Origin of the sequence: Lacrimispora sphenoides, assembly GCF_900105215.1 — a bacterium.
Classification (GTDB): Bacteria; Bacillota; Clostridia; order Lachnospirales; family Lachnospiraceae; genus Lacrimispora; species Lacrimispora sphenoides_A.
Genome location: NZ_FOIP01000002.1, coordinates 177316 through 193097, shown reverse-complemented (window position 1 = coordinate 193097; position 15782 = coordinate 177316). Strand labels below are relative to the sequence as shown.

At 44.3% G+C, this 15782-nt stretch carries 10 protein-coding genes; 2 read left to right on the top strand and 8 right to left on the bottom strand.

Annotated features, from left to right (window positions below; all coding sequences use genetic code 11):
* The first annotated feature begins 208 nt into the window (after positions 1-208).
* Together BMW45_RS17595 and BMW45_RS17590 are read left to right on the top strand one after the other, a co-directional pair.
* Positions 209-1828: a response regulator gene (locus BMW45_RS17595; RefSeq protein ID WP_092247010.1), complete on the top strand. Its 1620-nt coding sequence runs from the start codon at positions 209-211 to the stop codon at positions 1826-1828.
* A complete protein-coding gene (locus BMW45_RS17590) occupies positions 1812-3626 on the top strand; it encodes a sensor histidine kinase (RefSeq protein ID WP_092247009.1) in 1815 nt (604 codons plus the stop codon). Before BMW45_RS17595 ends, BMW45_RS17590 begins: the two co-directional genes overlap by 17 nt.
* On the opposite strand, the gene BMW45_RS17585 is transcribed toward BMW45_RS17590, so the two are convergent.
* The 8 genes from BMW45_RS17585 to BMW45_RS17550 all read right to left on the bottom strand — a co-directional run bounded on the left by BMW45_RS17585 (position 3623) and on the right by BMW45_RS17550 (position 15781).
* Positions 3623-4426: a M15 family metallopeptidase gene (locus BMW45_RS17585; RefSeq protein ID WP_092247008.1), complete on the bottom strand. Its 804-nt coding sequence runs from the start codon at positions 4424-4426 to the stop codon at positions 3623-3625. The two genes, BMW45_RS17590 and BMW45_RS17585, sit on opposite strands and share 4 nt — an antisense overlap.
* A 140-nt stretch (positions 4427-4566) precedes the next feature.
* Positions 4567-5688, bottom strand: a complete 1122-nt coding sequence (locus BMW45_RS17580; RefSeq protein WP_166433487.1) for a sensor histidine kinase — start codon at positions 5686-5688, stop codon at positions 4567-4569.
* A gap of 1 nt (position 5689) precedes the next feature.
* On the bottom strand, positions 5690-6391 hold the full coding sequence (vanR, locus tag BMW45_RS17575; RefSeq protein ID WP_092247004.1) for a VanR-ABDEGLN family response regulator transcription factor: 702 nt from the start codon (positions 6389-6391) through the stop codon (positions 5690-5692).
* A gap of 331 nt (positions 6392-6722) precedes the next feature.
* The gene (locus BMW45_RS17570; protein ID WP_092247000.1) at positions 6723-9176 is read right to left on the bottom strand and encodes a glycoside hydrolase family 2 protein; all 2454 of its coding nucleotides are present in this window, start codon (positions 9174-9176) and stop codon (positions 6723-6725) included.
* A gap of 69 nt (positions 9177-9245) precedes the next feature.
* Positions 9246-12356: an alpha-mannosidase gene (locus BMW45_RS17565; protein ID WP_092246997.1), complete on the bottom strand. Its 3111-nt coding sequence runs from the start codon at positions 12354-12356 to the stop codon at positions 9246-9248.
* A gap of 80 nt (positions 12357-12436) precedes the next feature.
* Positions 12437-13912, bottom strand: coding sequence for an ABC transporter substrate-binding protein (locus BMW45_RS17560; RefSeq protein WP_092246994.1), 1476 nt, complete (start codon positions 13910-13912; stop codon positions 12437-12439).
* 31 nt (positions 13913-13943) lie between these two features.
* Positions 13944-14879 carry a carbohydrate ABC transporter permease gene (locus BMW45_RS17555; RefSeq protein WP_092246991.1) on the bottom strand — a complete coding sequence of 312 codons (936 nt, stop codon included), beginning with the start codon at positions 14877-14879 and terminating at the stop codon, positions 13944-13946.
* Between the two features lie 14 nt (positions 14880-14893).
* Positions 14894-15781, bottom strand: a complete 888-nt coding sequence (locus BMW45_RS17550) for an ABC transporter permease (RefSeq protein WP_242883278.1) — start codon at positions 15779-15781, stop codon at positions 14894-14896.
* Position 15782 lies beyond the last annotated feature (1 nt).

Genomic DNA, 15782 nt, shown 5'->3' with positions numbered 1-15782 from the left:
ATTGTACCAAGGTCTGTTTATTCCCACAGCAGCACTTTTATTGATATAATTAATTTATCATTTTTTCCTGTACATTTTAATGACATATTCTAATAAATATGTTGCATTTTCCATGATATCGCACATATTTCATTGATGATACATACCGTTAATGATATAATTTATACAAATACCCACTCATAGATACCTTACTGGAAAGGAGACCGTCATGAACATCCTTCAGCCCATCACCGTCGTCATCGCTGATGACGAGGCCTCCATAAGAAACGGCCTGAAATCTTCCATTACCTCTATGGATCTGAACATGGAGGTGTTGGGATCCGCCAAAAACGGAATGGAGGCGTGGAAGCTCATCCGCAGCTTAAAGCCTGAAATCGTTGTGACCGATATCCGCATGCCCGTCCTGGACGGTCTGAATTTAATGAAAAAATGCCGGGAGAACCATATGGATATTGACTTCGTCATTTTAAGCGGCTACGACGACTTCACCTATGCCCAAACTGCCATCCGCTACGGGGCCAGGGCCTATGTGCTAAAGCCATTTAAACTTCAGGAGCTGGAAGAAGAACTTAAGAATATAAAAAAAGAGATTGAAGAAAAAAGGAGAAAGACATCGCTCCCGGAGAGCAGGGAGCAGGACTCCTTAAGAGAGCTCTCCAAAAATCTTTTCTTAAACCAGCTGATTCACAATGAATTTCATCATCCCGCTGACGTGGAAAGCGGAATCGCCCGATCCGGCCTTTCCTTGACAGACTCCCCATGCCAGATTCTGATTTTTTCCCTGCAGCCCCAAAAGGAGCAGCCCAGGCTCCCTGATGTAAACGCACTGGGCCTTCTAAAAGAGATCATCGCAGAACATACGGCCTCCCTAAAAGGGGAGGTATGGGAGAATAGCGCCCTTCAGATAACAGCTCTCATATTCCCGGACTGTGAAAAGAAAGGCCTTGCCTTTTCGGCCGCTGAACATGTGATCAATGACTGGAAAAAAAAGGAAGGGGCGGCCCTGCTTGCAGGCATCGGCACCCTGGAACCGAACTTGATCTGCGCCGGCCGTTCCTTCGGGATGGCGGTCACCGCTCTGTCCTATCAACTCTATGATACAAAGAAAGAAATCTTCGACCAGTCCATAATCTGCAGCCAGGCCCCCTCCATATCCACCAGCAGCATTGACACCTCTCCTCTTTTAGAGGCTATATGGAAAAATGACCGGGCCGCCGTTAATTCCTATTGCCAGGCGTTCTATCACTCCCTGCTCTATGTTTCCATGCCTCCGCCCAGCTTCATCAGGGGCATGAGCATATTCCTGGTGACTGACCTGCAAAACTCCTTGAGGAAGCAGGTCGAACAGGGCCTAAGCCTCACCCTTACGCCTCCCTATGCCAAAATCAATGAGCTGTCCACCTTCACACAGATCGAGGGCTGGTCTGTTTCCCTGTTTCTGGAATACGGACAGGCCCTGGAAAAATACAAGGCTTCCGGCAGGGACCGGGTCATTTTCCAGGCCAAGGAATTCATACGCCGGAATATGAACCGGAGAATCCAGGCTGAGGATGTGGCCGCTGTCGTGAATTTAAGCCCTCCCTACTTTGCAATCTATTTTAAATCCAAAACAGGCGTCAACTTTAGGGACTATGTTTTAAACGTCAAGATGGATCACGCCAAATACCTTTTAAACACAGAAGATGCCAACATCGGCGAGGTTTCCTACTCGGTGGGCTATGATGATTACCGTTCCTTTTACCGCGCCTTCAAAAAATATACCGGTTTGACCCCGTCAGAATATCAGACCGGCCAGCAAAAGGGGGAAAACAATGAAAAAAGCCGCTGATTTCATCGCCAATTTAAAAATCTCCTCGAAAATATGGCTCTGCATGATCATCATAGCCTTATGCTTATCTGCCTTCATCGGAATGTTCAGCAGCTGGTATTTTCTGCGGCTGTATAAGGAGGATACCTACAACCAGACCGCTGACTCCTTACAAATCGGAAGCCAGTCTTTATCTGATGCCTACGGCGTCATGCTATCCAATGTCATTGATTTCGCCTCTACCTCTCATTTTTCCAGGCTGGTAACGGATGTTCACAACAATAACCGGAAAAATGAGGTAAAAAACAAGGCCGCCCTCCAGGAATCCATGTCCTATCTGTCCGTTTCCACCCCGCTTTTGGACTCCTTTGCCGTGATCGGAAAAAACGGGGAATACTACTCTCTTTACTCCAACACATTAAAAAAAGGCGATTCTCCTTCTGACGCCTTTAACTGGGATTTGTCATCCATAACCGGCATCACCTGGCTGCCCGTCCGCCAAAATCCTTATATGAAAAACAACGCTGTCGTCCCGGTCATCATCCCCATAGCCCAGCTCACGGGCACCCGCTACTTAAACATTTCAAGTGATCCAGGGGAAACTGACGTGTACCTCATACTACTGCTGGATTTTAAAAATCTTACCGGAAGGCTAGCCCTCTCCTCCTCTTCCTATTCTGACCGCACGCTATACGTGGCAGGGCCTGACGGGGTGCCTTTAAGCCTTCCTCCTGATTCTCACTGGTATGAAACTGCATCGAGCAGCCGGGTTATAAAAAACATAGCGGAAAGCAGCCGGGATCCGGGGTTTTATTTTCTATATGACAACCGAGAATATAGTCTTTACACGGAGCCTCTTGAATTCTGCGGCTTGAGCCTGGTGGGTATCCTGCCCAAGGCTTCCCTCTATGAGCGGATTACCCGAATGAACGTATTCCTGCTCCTCCTGACGGTTGTCGGACTGGCGCTTGCAGCCTTTCTATCCTTACTGCTGTCCCGTTTTGTTACCAAGCCCCTTGACCGCCTGATAAAGAATGTCCGGGAAATTGAAAACGATACCTACCATACGCCCTGCCAAATGAAATACCAGGATGAGATCGGCCGCCTGAACATGGCCATTAACTCCATGTATGCCACCATTAAGGAACAGTTCGAATGCTTAAGGCAGAGCGAACGGGCCAAATACCGCTCAAAGATACAGCTTTTGTCCGAACAGATCAATCCTCATTTTCTTTATAACACCCTGGAATGCATCAATATGGAGGTGCTTGACAACCATAAGCAGACTGCCTCCTCCATGATCACCAGCCTAGGGGATTTCCTGCGGATCGGACTCAACTACGGCGATGAGATCATCCTCCTCTCCAAGGAGCTGGTCCATGTAAAAGCATATATCGACATCATGAATTACCGGTTCAGCAGGAAAATCGTTTTCTCCTATGAGGCCTCTCCCGAACTTTTAAACGTTTCCATCTTAAAATCCCTCCTCCAGCCCTTGGCCGAAAATTCCATACTCCACGGATTTGAACTGGCGGAAGAGGCCAGTGAGCTGATCCCCCTGCCGGAAATCCGTATTTTGATCACGTTCCATGACGGTGATCTGGTGATCGAGATCATTGACAACGGGCGGGGCATCGATACGGAAAAGGCTGAAGCCTCCCTCTTCTCCCAGCCCAGAGAAGACGGAAAAAGGCGCCATGTGGGACTAAATAATATTTATCAAAGGCTTCGGGCCTACTATGGAACAGCGTCCATTACCTTTGATTCCATTCCATATTTCCAGAACACTGTGAGAATTACGGTGCCATACCAGTCTTAAGGGAGGCGGCTGTCTTTTTCTCTCAAATATTCCTCAAGGCAGAGGTTTTGATCTTGCATATGGGTGGCAGCCTTAATTCCTACATAGCGATAGTGCCACGGCTCATTGCTGACACCAGTGATTTCTGTTTTGTCCGGCGGATAGCGGAGGATAAATCCATAACGGCAACTGTTTTGTTTCAGCCATTTATAAACTTCACTTCCGTTTGATTTAACCCCATCCGCGTTGATATCCACTGCAATTCCCAATTGATGTTCGCTTGTGCCGGGAATGGCGACCCATGTTTCTGCTTCGGTTTTTGCCTGGGAATCGGTATATCCTTCCGCTTTATATGCGGCAATTTTTTCTTCCATCAGGCTCTGCTGTTTCTCAGTCGTCCGATATCCTGAAACGACTACGGGATAAACACCGTCAGCCCTTGCTGCATCAAACATGTTCTGAAGTGCTGGGTATATCCGTGTATCAACAGTTTGTCCATTCGATAATTCGGTCAAATCTACGTCGTAATCCTCCGGAATCGCATTCCATCGATTGACTAAAATCAGGCTCCACGAAGTCTCATCGGTATTATTTTTTTCGGTGTCGGCTGAACGAACGTTGAAACTGCCCGTCCCAACGGATAAAATGGGTTCGGGTGAAACTCCTTTCAAGTTCAAGCCATTGATGCAATACCAGAGCAGTCCGATAACCGCTGCCACTGTAATCAGCCGCAATATGATATGATTCTTTCTAATGCGTGAATGTTGTTTCAATGCTCTTTTCCTTTCATAGCCGCTAAAATTATCATTGCAATTAACCATAAATATTAAGTTCTCTCCCTTCCATAAATCGGATGCAAGAAGCTCCTGCTGGTAAATATCTTACCAAACAGGAGCTTCCTGCATTTTAATATGGAGTTGTTTAATTCCTAAGAAAAGCCTAAGATCCGATTGATATCCTACTAATTCGTAACCGGAAGAGATACCGTAAAAGCCGTAATACCGTCTTTGCTATCCGCCATTATCGTTCCTCCGTGCATGGTTATGATTTCCTTTGCAATGGCCAATCCCAAGCCAGCTCCACCCGTATTGGAAGCGCGGGCTTTGTCCAGCCGGTAGAATTTCTCGAAAATAGAGGATAACTCTTCCGCGGGGATCGTCGTTCCCTGATTTCGAAACGTAATCACCACCTGATGATCCCATTCCCCCGCGGAAATGGAGATTTCCGAATGGGGATTGCTGTATGCCACTGCGTTTTTCAGAATGTTATTGAATACACGGGCCAACTGTGTGGGATCTCCATAAGCGGTCAGGTTTTCATCCGCGTGGACCGCAATGGTATTTCCCTTAGTGGCGAGAATGGGATAAAATTCGTCCGCCATTTGAACCAGCATATAGTATAAATCAACTACTTGTTTTTCAAGCTTGATCTGCTGCGAGTTATAGCGGGTGATCTCAAAGAACTCATTTACCAGGTTTTCCAGCCGGTATGCTTTCTCCAATGTAATATGGACATATTTTGCCCTTTGTTCCAACGGCATGTCCGGGGCCTCGTCCAACAGGCTTAGATAACCAATCACAGAAGTGAGCGGTGTCCGTATATCATGAGCCAGATACATGATGAGGTCGCTTTTCCTCTGTTCTGCTTCCTGTGCACGGTAAGCACGGTCAGCCAAAGTTTTGCGGACAGTGTTCAGCTTCTCCTCAATGGCGGCCATTTCAGGAACGAGTTGTATGAACTCATCCTGTTCTGATACCAGAGCATCAATCCCATGATTGATTATATCAAAATATCGGGTGAACCGCTGGAGAAAAATGAACAGTAACAAAAAAAATACGATTAACGCAGCACCAAGGAAAAAAAGTCCAAAATTATAGCGGAACACATAGTGATAGGTGGTAAACGCTTCTTCTTGCGTCATGTGTAAACCCCTTTGGAAAAACTTTACCAGAAGGTTGCCTACTTTGCCTTTCCAAACCATCATATAGATGACTACAATCACTGAAAATGATATAACAGCCATAATAATCAGCTGCCAGAGCATCTTTTGCCTGAACTTCCTGTATCCAGATGCTTCCTGCATATTATAGTTCAATTTTATACCCCACTCCCCAGATTGTCTTAATGTATTGCGGATTCTCCACAGTATCCCCCATTTTTTCCCGTAAATGGCGGATATGGACGGTAATGGTGTTATTGCTTTTCGTGTAATATTCGTCTTTCCATATTTCGCGGAAAAGTTCTTCCGCGCTGACCACTTTTCCTTTACGTTCTAAGAGAATACGAAGAATGTAAAACTCGGTGGGCGTAAGGTCCAGTGGTTTTTCATTCAAAAGGCATTCATGGGTGCTGCTGTTAAGCAGCAAACCGGAATGCACGATGATACTTTCTTCGGATGTATTTGCCTGAACTGAATTATACTTTTTATAGCGCCGAAGCTGTGCCTTTACCCTCGCTACCAGCTCCAACGGACGAAATGGTTTTGTAATATAATCATCGGCTCCCAGGGTGAGCCCGGTAATCTTATCAATCTCCTGGTCCTTGGCTGTCAGCATGATGATAGGATAGGCATGCTTCTCCCTAATCTTCTGGCAGAGTGCAAAACCGCTCATGTCCGGCAGCATGATGTCTAAAATAGCAATATCAAGCTCCGTGGTCTCAATGCAAGCAAGAGCCTCTTTTGCGGTATAAAACTTAAATACCGAATAATTTTCATTTTGTAAATAGAGTTCAACCAAATCTGAAATCTCGTGCTCGTCATCTACGACAAGTATTTTTTCCTGCATAGATTTTAATTCCTTTCCCTGAACGTCAGTTATGTATGATTTTACCATTTTGTATGGGGTTTATTTTGATTTTTTCCATGATAAATCATTAATAATTTCTTAAGACTATCGTTTGGGTTTGATCTTAGGCGCATACGAACGTATTATACCCATGTGCATTGTGTATCATGCCTTTTATTGCTAATATCTGATTCTGCTGTTTATCTTTTACAATTTCAGCTAAAAGGAAGAGCCGGATGAAACGCTATAAAAGCGTCTCTTCCGGCTCTTCCTTTTTAATAATCATCTTTGACTCAGGCCCAATCTATATCCTCTCATTCGCAGCAATCCTTTACCGAATATCAAAGACACTTCTCAGACGCAGTCCCTTAAGCGAACCGCTGATAATGCTCACCCGCTTTTCTCCTGCCTCCATATCAAAATAATTATCTGTAAGAACCAGATCCTCATTCTCATTGAGAATCTCAACCGATTTGGCATATGCCTCTGCCGTAATGATGATGTCTGGCCCTTCCATGCGCCATGAAAGCTCCGGTTGTTCGTAGCGGTAGAATTTGGGCATGGTAAAAATGGCTGTTCCCTCAGAAAACACCACTCCGTCCTGTTCACAGGCAAAGTGTACATGATCCTCATAAAGACTGACCTCCGAACAATCTACCTTATCCAGCCATATGGTGCTCATTGCAGGGACCTTTCTTTCAACGATCATTTCTTTTCCAATTATTTCTGATTTGGTATTGCGCAGAGAATATCGCACTTTCACCAACTGCTCACTCATCGTCTCATTGGCCACATTTAAGCGAAAGCTTTTCTCTAACGGATAAGGACGTGTGTTAATATTTGGATTCTGGGAAAGCTGCCCCTCCTCTTCACAGGAAATCATAATCGGAGCAAAAAACCTTTTCTCATAATAATGAAGCGCTTTCCAGCGTCCGAAATAGTCAATGGATGACCAGGAAGTCACTGGCCAGCAATCATTTAACTGCCATACAATAGCTCCCATACAACGTCCCCGGTGACGCCGCCAATGTTCCACCGCATACTTCATGGCTTCTCCCTGCATTAACTGGGATGCATAAACCAATGTTTTTAAATCAGTTGGATATAAAAAGGTCTGAGCCATGTAGTTCATCATCTTGGCATAGCCCATATTGCTTCTCTGGTGGCGCTCCATCACATAAGAGAATAAATTCCGGTCATCCTCGCCGGTAAAGCTTTCGATGGTCTTATACGCCGGCATTGCTTCAAAGCCGAATTCCGAAGCATAGCGGAACATCTGTTTGCGGTATTCCGTAAATGGCTTGAACCCGTGCCATACCGCCCAGTAGTGTGCATCTCCGCGATTTGGGTCATTGGGAAAATCATAACCGCCTCCTGAGGAAGGGCTTGAAGGCCAGTAGAAGGTGTCCGGATCTTCACTCTTAATGATTTTGGGAATGATATATTCAAATATCTTAATATAATCTGCGCGCAGAGACACAGTTTCTTCAAAGCTTCCATACTCTCCTGCAAGGATCAGCTCTTCCAGCTCATTATTTCCGCTCCAGAGCCCCAGACAAGCGTGATGGCGCAGCCTTCTCACATTTTGAACCAATTCTTTTGTAATATTCTCCTCAAATTCCGGAGTCAGCAGATAGGTGGAACAGCAGAACATGCCATCCTGCCAAATGATCAATCCCATCTCATCACAAAGATCAAAAAAGTAATCATCCGGATAGTAACCTCCGCCCCATACCCGGACTGCATTGTAGTTGGCTAGTATACACTGAGTCAGCAATTTTTTTGTTGTCTCCCTGTTTACCCGGGGAACCAGACAGTCTTCGGGAATATAATCCGCCCCCATGGCAAAAACCTTAACTCCATTTACTTCATGGGCAAAGCTCTCCCCCCACTCATCCCTCTCAACCGCCATGGTCATGGTGCGAAGACCAATGCGTGTGCTATACACATCCTGAAGGTCGCCTCCAATATAAAACTCAACCTCCACCTGATAAAGAGGCTGATCCCCAAGACCGTTGGGCCACCAAAGTCTGGGATTCTCAATTTCTATGCTTTCCGGGCTGTTCTCATAGATATTCAACCTGCCCTCAGGATCGGTAATCCGTACTATCGTCTCTATCTTTTCTGCATCTCCGGTCATCGCTCCATTGATTTCATGCTCGGTAACCAGGTTTAAGGTAACCCGCCCATCCATATGCTGCTGGCGGATATGGACATTGGATAGACGTCCCTTTCCCACCACCACAATAGAAGCTTCCTTATAAATCCCCATGTCTGGCAGGCGGGGTGCCCAGTCCCATCCGGACATACAGCTGGATTTTCTCAGGTAGGGAAATCCGTCCAAAGTATCGGTGTTACAGGGGATTCTTCCATTTTTTTCAATCTGCTCATTCATATAATGAATGGGGGATTCAAATTCCACCCGCAGATGGTTCGTTCCCTTTTTCAGTGCGTGATTCACAGGAAACTCAAAGGTACAGAACATATTGTCGGTATATCCTACATGGATATCATTTAAGTAAACGTTAGAAATGGTGTCAACCCGGTCGAAATTCAAAAAGTACTGCTTTCTCTCGTCGATTTCTTCTATAAATGCAAAGTCATTCCGATAGATATAATCCTTTTCCGACAAGCTTGTCAGAAGGGTTGCATTATCCCGGTAAAAGGGATCATCAATACGCTTATGGTTCAGCAAATCGTAATAGAGGGAAACAGGAATCTGCGTATTTAATGTCTCACCTTCATAATCCAGTCTCCACCCCTGATTTAATAATATTTTATTCATCTAAACTGCCTCCCCATCCCTATAGGCGCCAGGCTTTGATTTTGAAAGGATTCGTTCATGTTTTCTTCCTCACTTATCCAGATTCACTCTGTATGTCTTAACCTCAAAGGGCTTGATGGTAAAGGTAAAGCCAGCCTCTGTTTTCTCTACCTCACCTTCAACCGGTTCCTCCATGAGATTGCACTCGGTCACCGTCAACAACCTGTTATCCATGCCAAAGGTAAGCATTGCCGTAGTCTTTGTGTTTTCGCTTTCGTACAGCCGGATGATGATTCCATTTTTATCTTCCGCCATCTTCACCGTTTCCACAATCACATTTTTCCGGTCTGTCCATAAAAAGCTGTCCTGTTCCTTTGGTGCTCCTGCAAGTACAACGTGAGAAGGATAATTCAGTTTATAGCCCTCCCTAATGGTATCTCCACCGTAAAGGCTTCCCTCATGGGGATAGAGCGAGTAGGTAAAGAAATGCTCCTCCTGATCGGTGGTCTTATTCGGCTCAATACCGGATTTAATCAGCGTCAGGGATACACAGCCATTCTTTACCGAATGTCCATATTTACAGTCATTTAATACGCTGACGCCATAATGGCCTTCTGATAAATCCACCCACTTATGTCCGCAGCTTTCAAATCGCGCCTTATCCCAGCTGGTATTTTGATGCACCTTGCGCTTCAGGTTTCCAAACTGAATGTCAAATGCCGCTTCATCCGAATGAATATCCAGAAAGAACTCTACCTTTAGAAGACACTGACTGTCCTTCCAGTCCACATAAGTATCAAAGTCTATACGCTTTGCATGTCTGTAAAAGCTGATCTTTTGTACAATCATTGAATTGCTTATTCTTCTCTTTATCTTAAGCACCGCACTTACCGGACCGTTGGTCATCCATTCAAACTTATCCGCCTCATCAGCAATCCAGCTTTTTTCCGTATGGAATATGTCAATATCCCAGTTATCATAATAGATAGGCTTATCTTCAAACATCCGGAACTGATTTGCGCACCTGCCCTCCTGGACCAGCTCACGCCCGGCTGCTTTGTCATATATGGAGGTAAACATTCCCGCCTGATCCATCTCCACCCGGTAAAATGGCGTTTCAAAACGGGAACCATCACCGGAAATCCGAGCGGTAACGTCCCCGCTTTTTTCCGGCTCATTCGTATAGGTGTTATACCCTTTGGAGCTAAGACGCTCCAGATATACGAAGTTGGTACTTTCTCCTTCCTGAATGGGATAAGTATGTCCCTCTGCATCCTTAAGGCTTCCTGTCACCTCTTTGGGCAGACTTACTACATCACTGCGGTCAAAGGACAGCGTATTAAACACGGTTATTTTACCTTTTTGCCTGCACAACGAATCAAGGCTTTGCTGAATCAATTGATCACCAATGTGATTAATTTCCTCATACTCTTTCCGGGTTACTTCGTACACTTCCTTAATGGAAGTTCCCGGTAAAATATCATGGAACTGATTCAAAAGTATTGTCTTCCACAACTGATCCAGCTCTTCAGACGGATAGTTACACCCTTTCAGAGCGCATAAAGTCAGGAAAAATTCAGCATCCATCATCATCACTTCGCTTTTGCGGTTAGCCCGCTTATTTCGTGCCATGGAGGTGTAGGTTCCCCGGTGGTACTCAAAATAAAGTTCCCCTTCCCAGGTCTCCAAACGGCAGTTATCTTTTACCCGCTCATACAGCTCATCAAAGTACTGTCTGGTAAATTTCTGTTCCACTTTGGGAATTCCTCTGATACCTTTTTCCATGCGCTTAGAGGTTTCTAACATCTCCCTTGTGGGGCCTCCTCCTCCGTCTCCGTAGCCATAAGAAATCAGAATATCATTGTTGAATTCCTTATTTTGATAACGTTTCCACCCACCCATAATGGCATCAGGATGCAAAATCCCATTGTAGGTAGTAAAAAAGTCGTCTTCACTCTGGCCCACACCGAGGGTTGTAATGAGGTGGGTAAATACCTCGCTTCCGTCAATTCCTCTCCACATAAAGGTATCATTGGGAACCTTATCCACCTGATTCCAGGAAAGCTTTGTGGTCATAAAATAATCAATACCGCTCTTCTTCATAATCTGAGGCAGGGAACCGGAGTACCCAAACACATCCGGCAGCCACAGTTCCCGGCATTCTATGCCGAACTCTTCCCGAAAGAAACGCTTCCCATACAGAAACTGACGGACCAGAGATTCGCCGGAGGTCAGATTTGTGTCGGCTTCCACCCACATGCCGCCCTCCACTTCCCAGCGCCCCTCCTTTACTTTGGCTTTCACCTTTTCATACAAATCCGGATACCGCTCTTTTAAAAACACATAAAGCTGAGGCTGGCTGGACATAAATTTATAGTTTGGATATTCGTCCATTAATTTAAGTACCGTAGAAAAACTTCTTGCCACCTTTTCCCTAGTCTGCTCCACCGTCCACCACCAGGCAACGTCAATATGGGTATGTCCGATGCAACTTGCAATTACATCATGATAACCAGACATCTTAACATACAGAGCCTGTTCAATATAATTGACTGCCTTGTGTACAGAAGTATAAAATTCCGTGGAATAAGGTGTCCTTAAATCCAGCAGGTTGATGGTGTTGTTTAAAACCGTCTCAAGGTCGAGCCGTATTTTGTCATCCTTGTCCATCCGGGTAAACGCCTGCAGCGGAACTAAAAGATCAAAATACAACTGTTCAATTAACAAATCAACCTGCTGCATCTCAAGAAACAGGTTAAATTCGGAATGAAGTGTACCTGTATACGCCTGTAAATCAAAGATGTAGTTATCCCCCCGAATGGCATGATCGATAAGATGAACAACCCGGTGATTCATATCCAGCCCCTGAATTGCTGTTTTATTCAGAAACAACAAAAACTGAGGGTTTTTCCCGTCATCCCACTCGTCAACCTGGGTTTTTACCCCCAGCCGAAGAGTCTTTCCTTCCTGTTCATCTTCCACCTGATAATTCGCCCTGAACCAGTAATGGGCGTCGGGGCCATACCATTTCATTTTCTGCTGGTCAAATTTCTCCCATGGCTGCACATTTGCATCCGCATCCTCCGGGTAGAAAAATCTCCCTTTTTTATATTCAATCTCTTTGACAGGCTCTTTTTTTACAATTGCCAGCTCTTTCAGCTGATTGCAAATAACCTCAATCCGTTTATCAATAAACCACATAATGTCTCCCTGCGTCTTCGCTCACTCTCAGCTTTATTATTTTACAAAAGGGGCATATTCCACATGCCCCTTTCATCTCTTTATTTTGCGGCATTAACCTGTGCCTGGGCTGTAGCAAGAATCTTTTCATATCCTGCTTTATTCAGCTCCTCCCTCATGGTCTTCACCAATTCACGTGGTTCTCTGGCACCTGTCCATAGTTCAGCCTTATACTTCTCATATACTGCCGTACAATTTGCAATTTCTGTTTTTACCTCACTGGTATCCATATCAAATCCAAGCATAACCGAAGGAGCCGCGTCAGCATTTAATTCCTTTACCTCATCCCACTGGTTAAATTCATCACTAACCAGCTGACCCACAATAAAGAAGGTTCCCTGAGTATACCCGGCCATGCCCCAATTTGAATTCAGTTTGTTTATCTTTTCACCTTCATAGACAAAGTTTTCACCTTCCACACCATAGAAGAACCAGTTTCTTACCTTTGGATCCGTGTTCACAAGATTAAGAAGCTGCAGTGCTTTCTCCGGATGTTCACAACCTGCAGAAATGCCGTTTAATGAACCTCTAACGGTGGTATTGGACACAACGGTTTCGCCAAATTTTACTGCCACACAGTCATCAATACCATTCTGAGGACCCCATATGTTCTTTGCAGCCCCACTCCAGCCCTGAGCAGTAAAAAATGTTCTGTATTTGTTTGCATCATCCGCATTTGGCGCATCACCATTGATGATGCCCTCTATGTACATCTTGTGGATAATATCCAGGTCTTTCAGTATCTCTTCATCCTCCAGCGGATTTACCACCGTCCTGGTCTCATCATTGTACTTTACACCCAAAGGCACAAGGCCTGCACCTATCTGATCGAAAAAGTTGGTAGCAAGGAATTCCGCTCCGTTCTTGGACATATAATAGGGGGCAGAACCTTCGCCTGTCTTGACCGCCTTTAAGGCTTCATACAGCTTCTCGTAGTCTGTTACATGTTCAAAATCAATCTTATATTTATCTGCAATGGCTTTATCCCAGATAAAATACTGGGAAGACGAGCTGTCTTTGTAGGTTGGCACTGCATAAACCTTGCCGCCGATGGAGGTCGCCTTCCAGTAATCCTCCGGCACCATTTGATACAGTTCAGGAGTCTTTTCCTTCAGCAAATCAGTAATATCCAGAAATGCTCCGGTATTTACCTCCGAATTATAACGTTTCATATCCGTAAAAAGAATATCAAACTTCTCGCCCGAGTTGACGATTACGCTTCGCCGATTATCCCAGTCACCCCAAGGAACAATCTCCATCTCAACATTTACACCGATTTTTTCTTCCAGGTAAGGATTGATCTGTCGAAGCCAGGCGTCATAATTTTCCGGCATTCCATTTCCAACCTGAATCCATTTAATCGTTACCACCTCGCCATCGGCTGCAGTTTCTTCTTTCGCTTCCGTTACTTTTGTCTCTTTGTTACTCATTGCCGCATTGTTTCCTCCGCATCCGGCCAGCATGGATATCCCCAAAACCGATACTGTAAAAAGCCCCAATAATTTTTTCTTTTTCATAATACCTCTCCCTTCTTTTTTTGAATAAATTCTATCCTTTCACTGCCCCAACCGTAAGTCCTGAAATAAAATATCTCTGGAAGAACGGATAGGTGCAGGCAATTGGTACAATAATTATAATCGCCATCGCCATTCTCGCCCCTTCTTTAGGCATGTTATTCATATACTGCTGTAAAGTCACACCTAACGAAGGGTTCTTTGCCATCATCTCCATATTTCTCTGAATATGATCCAGTAAAGATTGGATGGAAAATAATTTTGTATCTGTTATGTACAGGGAAGACTGAAACCAGTCATTCCAATAGGCGAAAGACAAAAACAATGCAATAGTGGCAACAATGGGCTTGGACAGCGGGAATGCAATCCGTGCAAAGATGGTGAAATGACTGGCCCCGTCTATCTGGGCGGATTCTACAATGGATTCCGGAATGTTCAGCTTAAAAAATGTTTTACAGATAATTACATGAAACGAACTGACACACAGGGGCAGAATAAGCGACCAAAGTGTATTTTTCAAATGCAGAAACTGGGTGTTGATTACATAAGAGGAAATCATACCCCCATTAAAAATCATTGGAATGAATACCACCATGGTAAAAAATGAGTTAAATTTAAATTTTCGGATTGACAGAACATAACCCATAAGAGTGGTCAGAATAACCCCAAAAGCTGTTCCTGCCACCGTTACTGCTGCCGATATGCCCAGTGCCCTTATGATCATCTTTCCTTCCTTCCACAAAAAGAGGTAGGATTCCAACGAAAACTCTTGAGGCCAGAAGCGGTATCCGTTCAATTTTATAGACTGCTCAGATGAGATAGAAATAATAAACACAAAAACAACCGGGATAATACAAATCAACGCAAACAGAATGAACAGAACGTTAAAGCTGATGTTGATTGCGGGTGATATGCGGTTAAGTGTTGAGCTGTCGGCCATATCCATATCTTTTACTGCTCTTTTTCTCATTTCAGTTTTCCTTTCTAAATGATTGAACTTTCGTTATCAATCTTTTTCACAATCGCATTTGCCACCAGAATGGTAATACAACATGCCACCGACTGGAAGAAGGATGCCGCCGATGTCATCCCGATTGGAGTTGCTGACTTCAATGCATTAAACACATAGGTGTCAATGGTTGCAACCGAATTGAAAATCGAGCCTTTAGCCCCCTGTGACAACTGGTAAAAAAGTCCGAAATCAGAATAGAAAATCTTGCCAACATTCAAAATGAACATCATAATAATTACATTTTTCAGGCTGGGAAGCGTAATATATCTGGTCTGCTGCCATTTGCCCGCGCCATCAATCACCGCCGCTTCATAGAGTGTCTGGTCAATTCCCGAAATACTGGACAAATAAATAACCATGTTATATCCTGTACTCTTCCACAAATACATAATAACCAGAATAAATGGCCATACATTTTTATTCATGTACCACTGATTTGCCGTCTTTCCTACATCTCGCATCATATTATTAATCAGACCGTTGTCATAATTTAAAAACGCATCCAGAAAATATGCTGCAACAACCCAGGACATAAAATAAGGGAAAAACATCAGCGTCTGATAGACTTTGGATCTTTTTCTGCTATGGAGCATATTCATCATAATGGCAAGTATTACTGCAAGTGCAGTGCCCATAACAATAAAAATCAGATTGTAAACAATCGTGTTTCTTAATATCACATACAAATCATTGGATTTAATCAGAAACTCAAAATTCTTAAAGCCCGACCATTCGCTATGGATCACATTGTAGATGAAACCTTTCCCAGGCTGAATTTTATAATCCTTAAAAGCGATAATAAGTCCAAACATGGGCATAAAGCAAAACAAAATATACCAAATGGTTGTGGGCACCGCCATC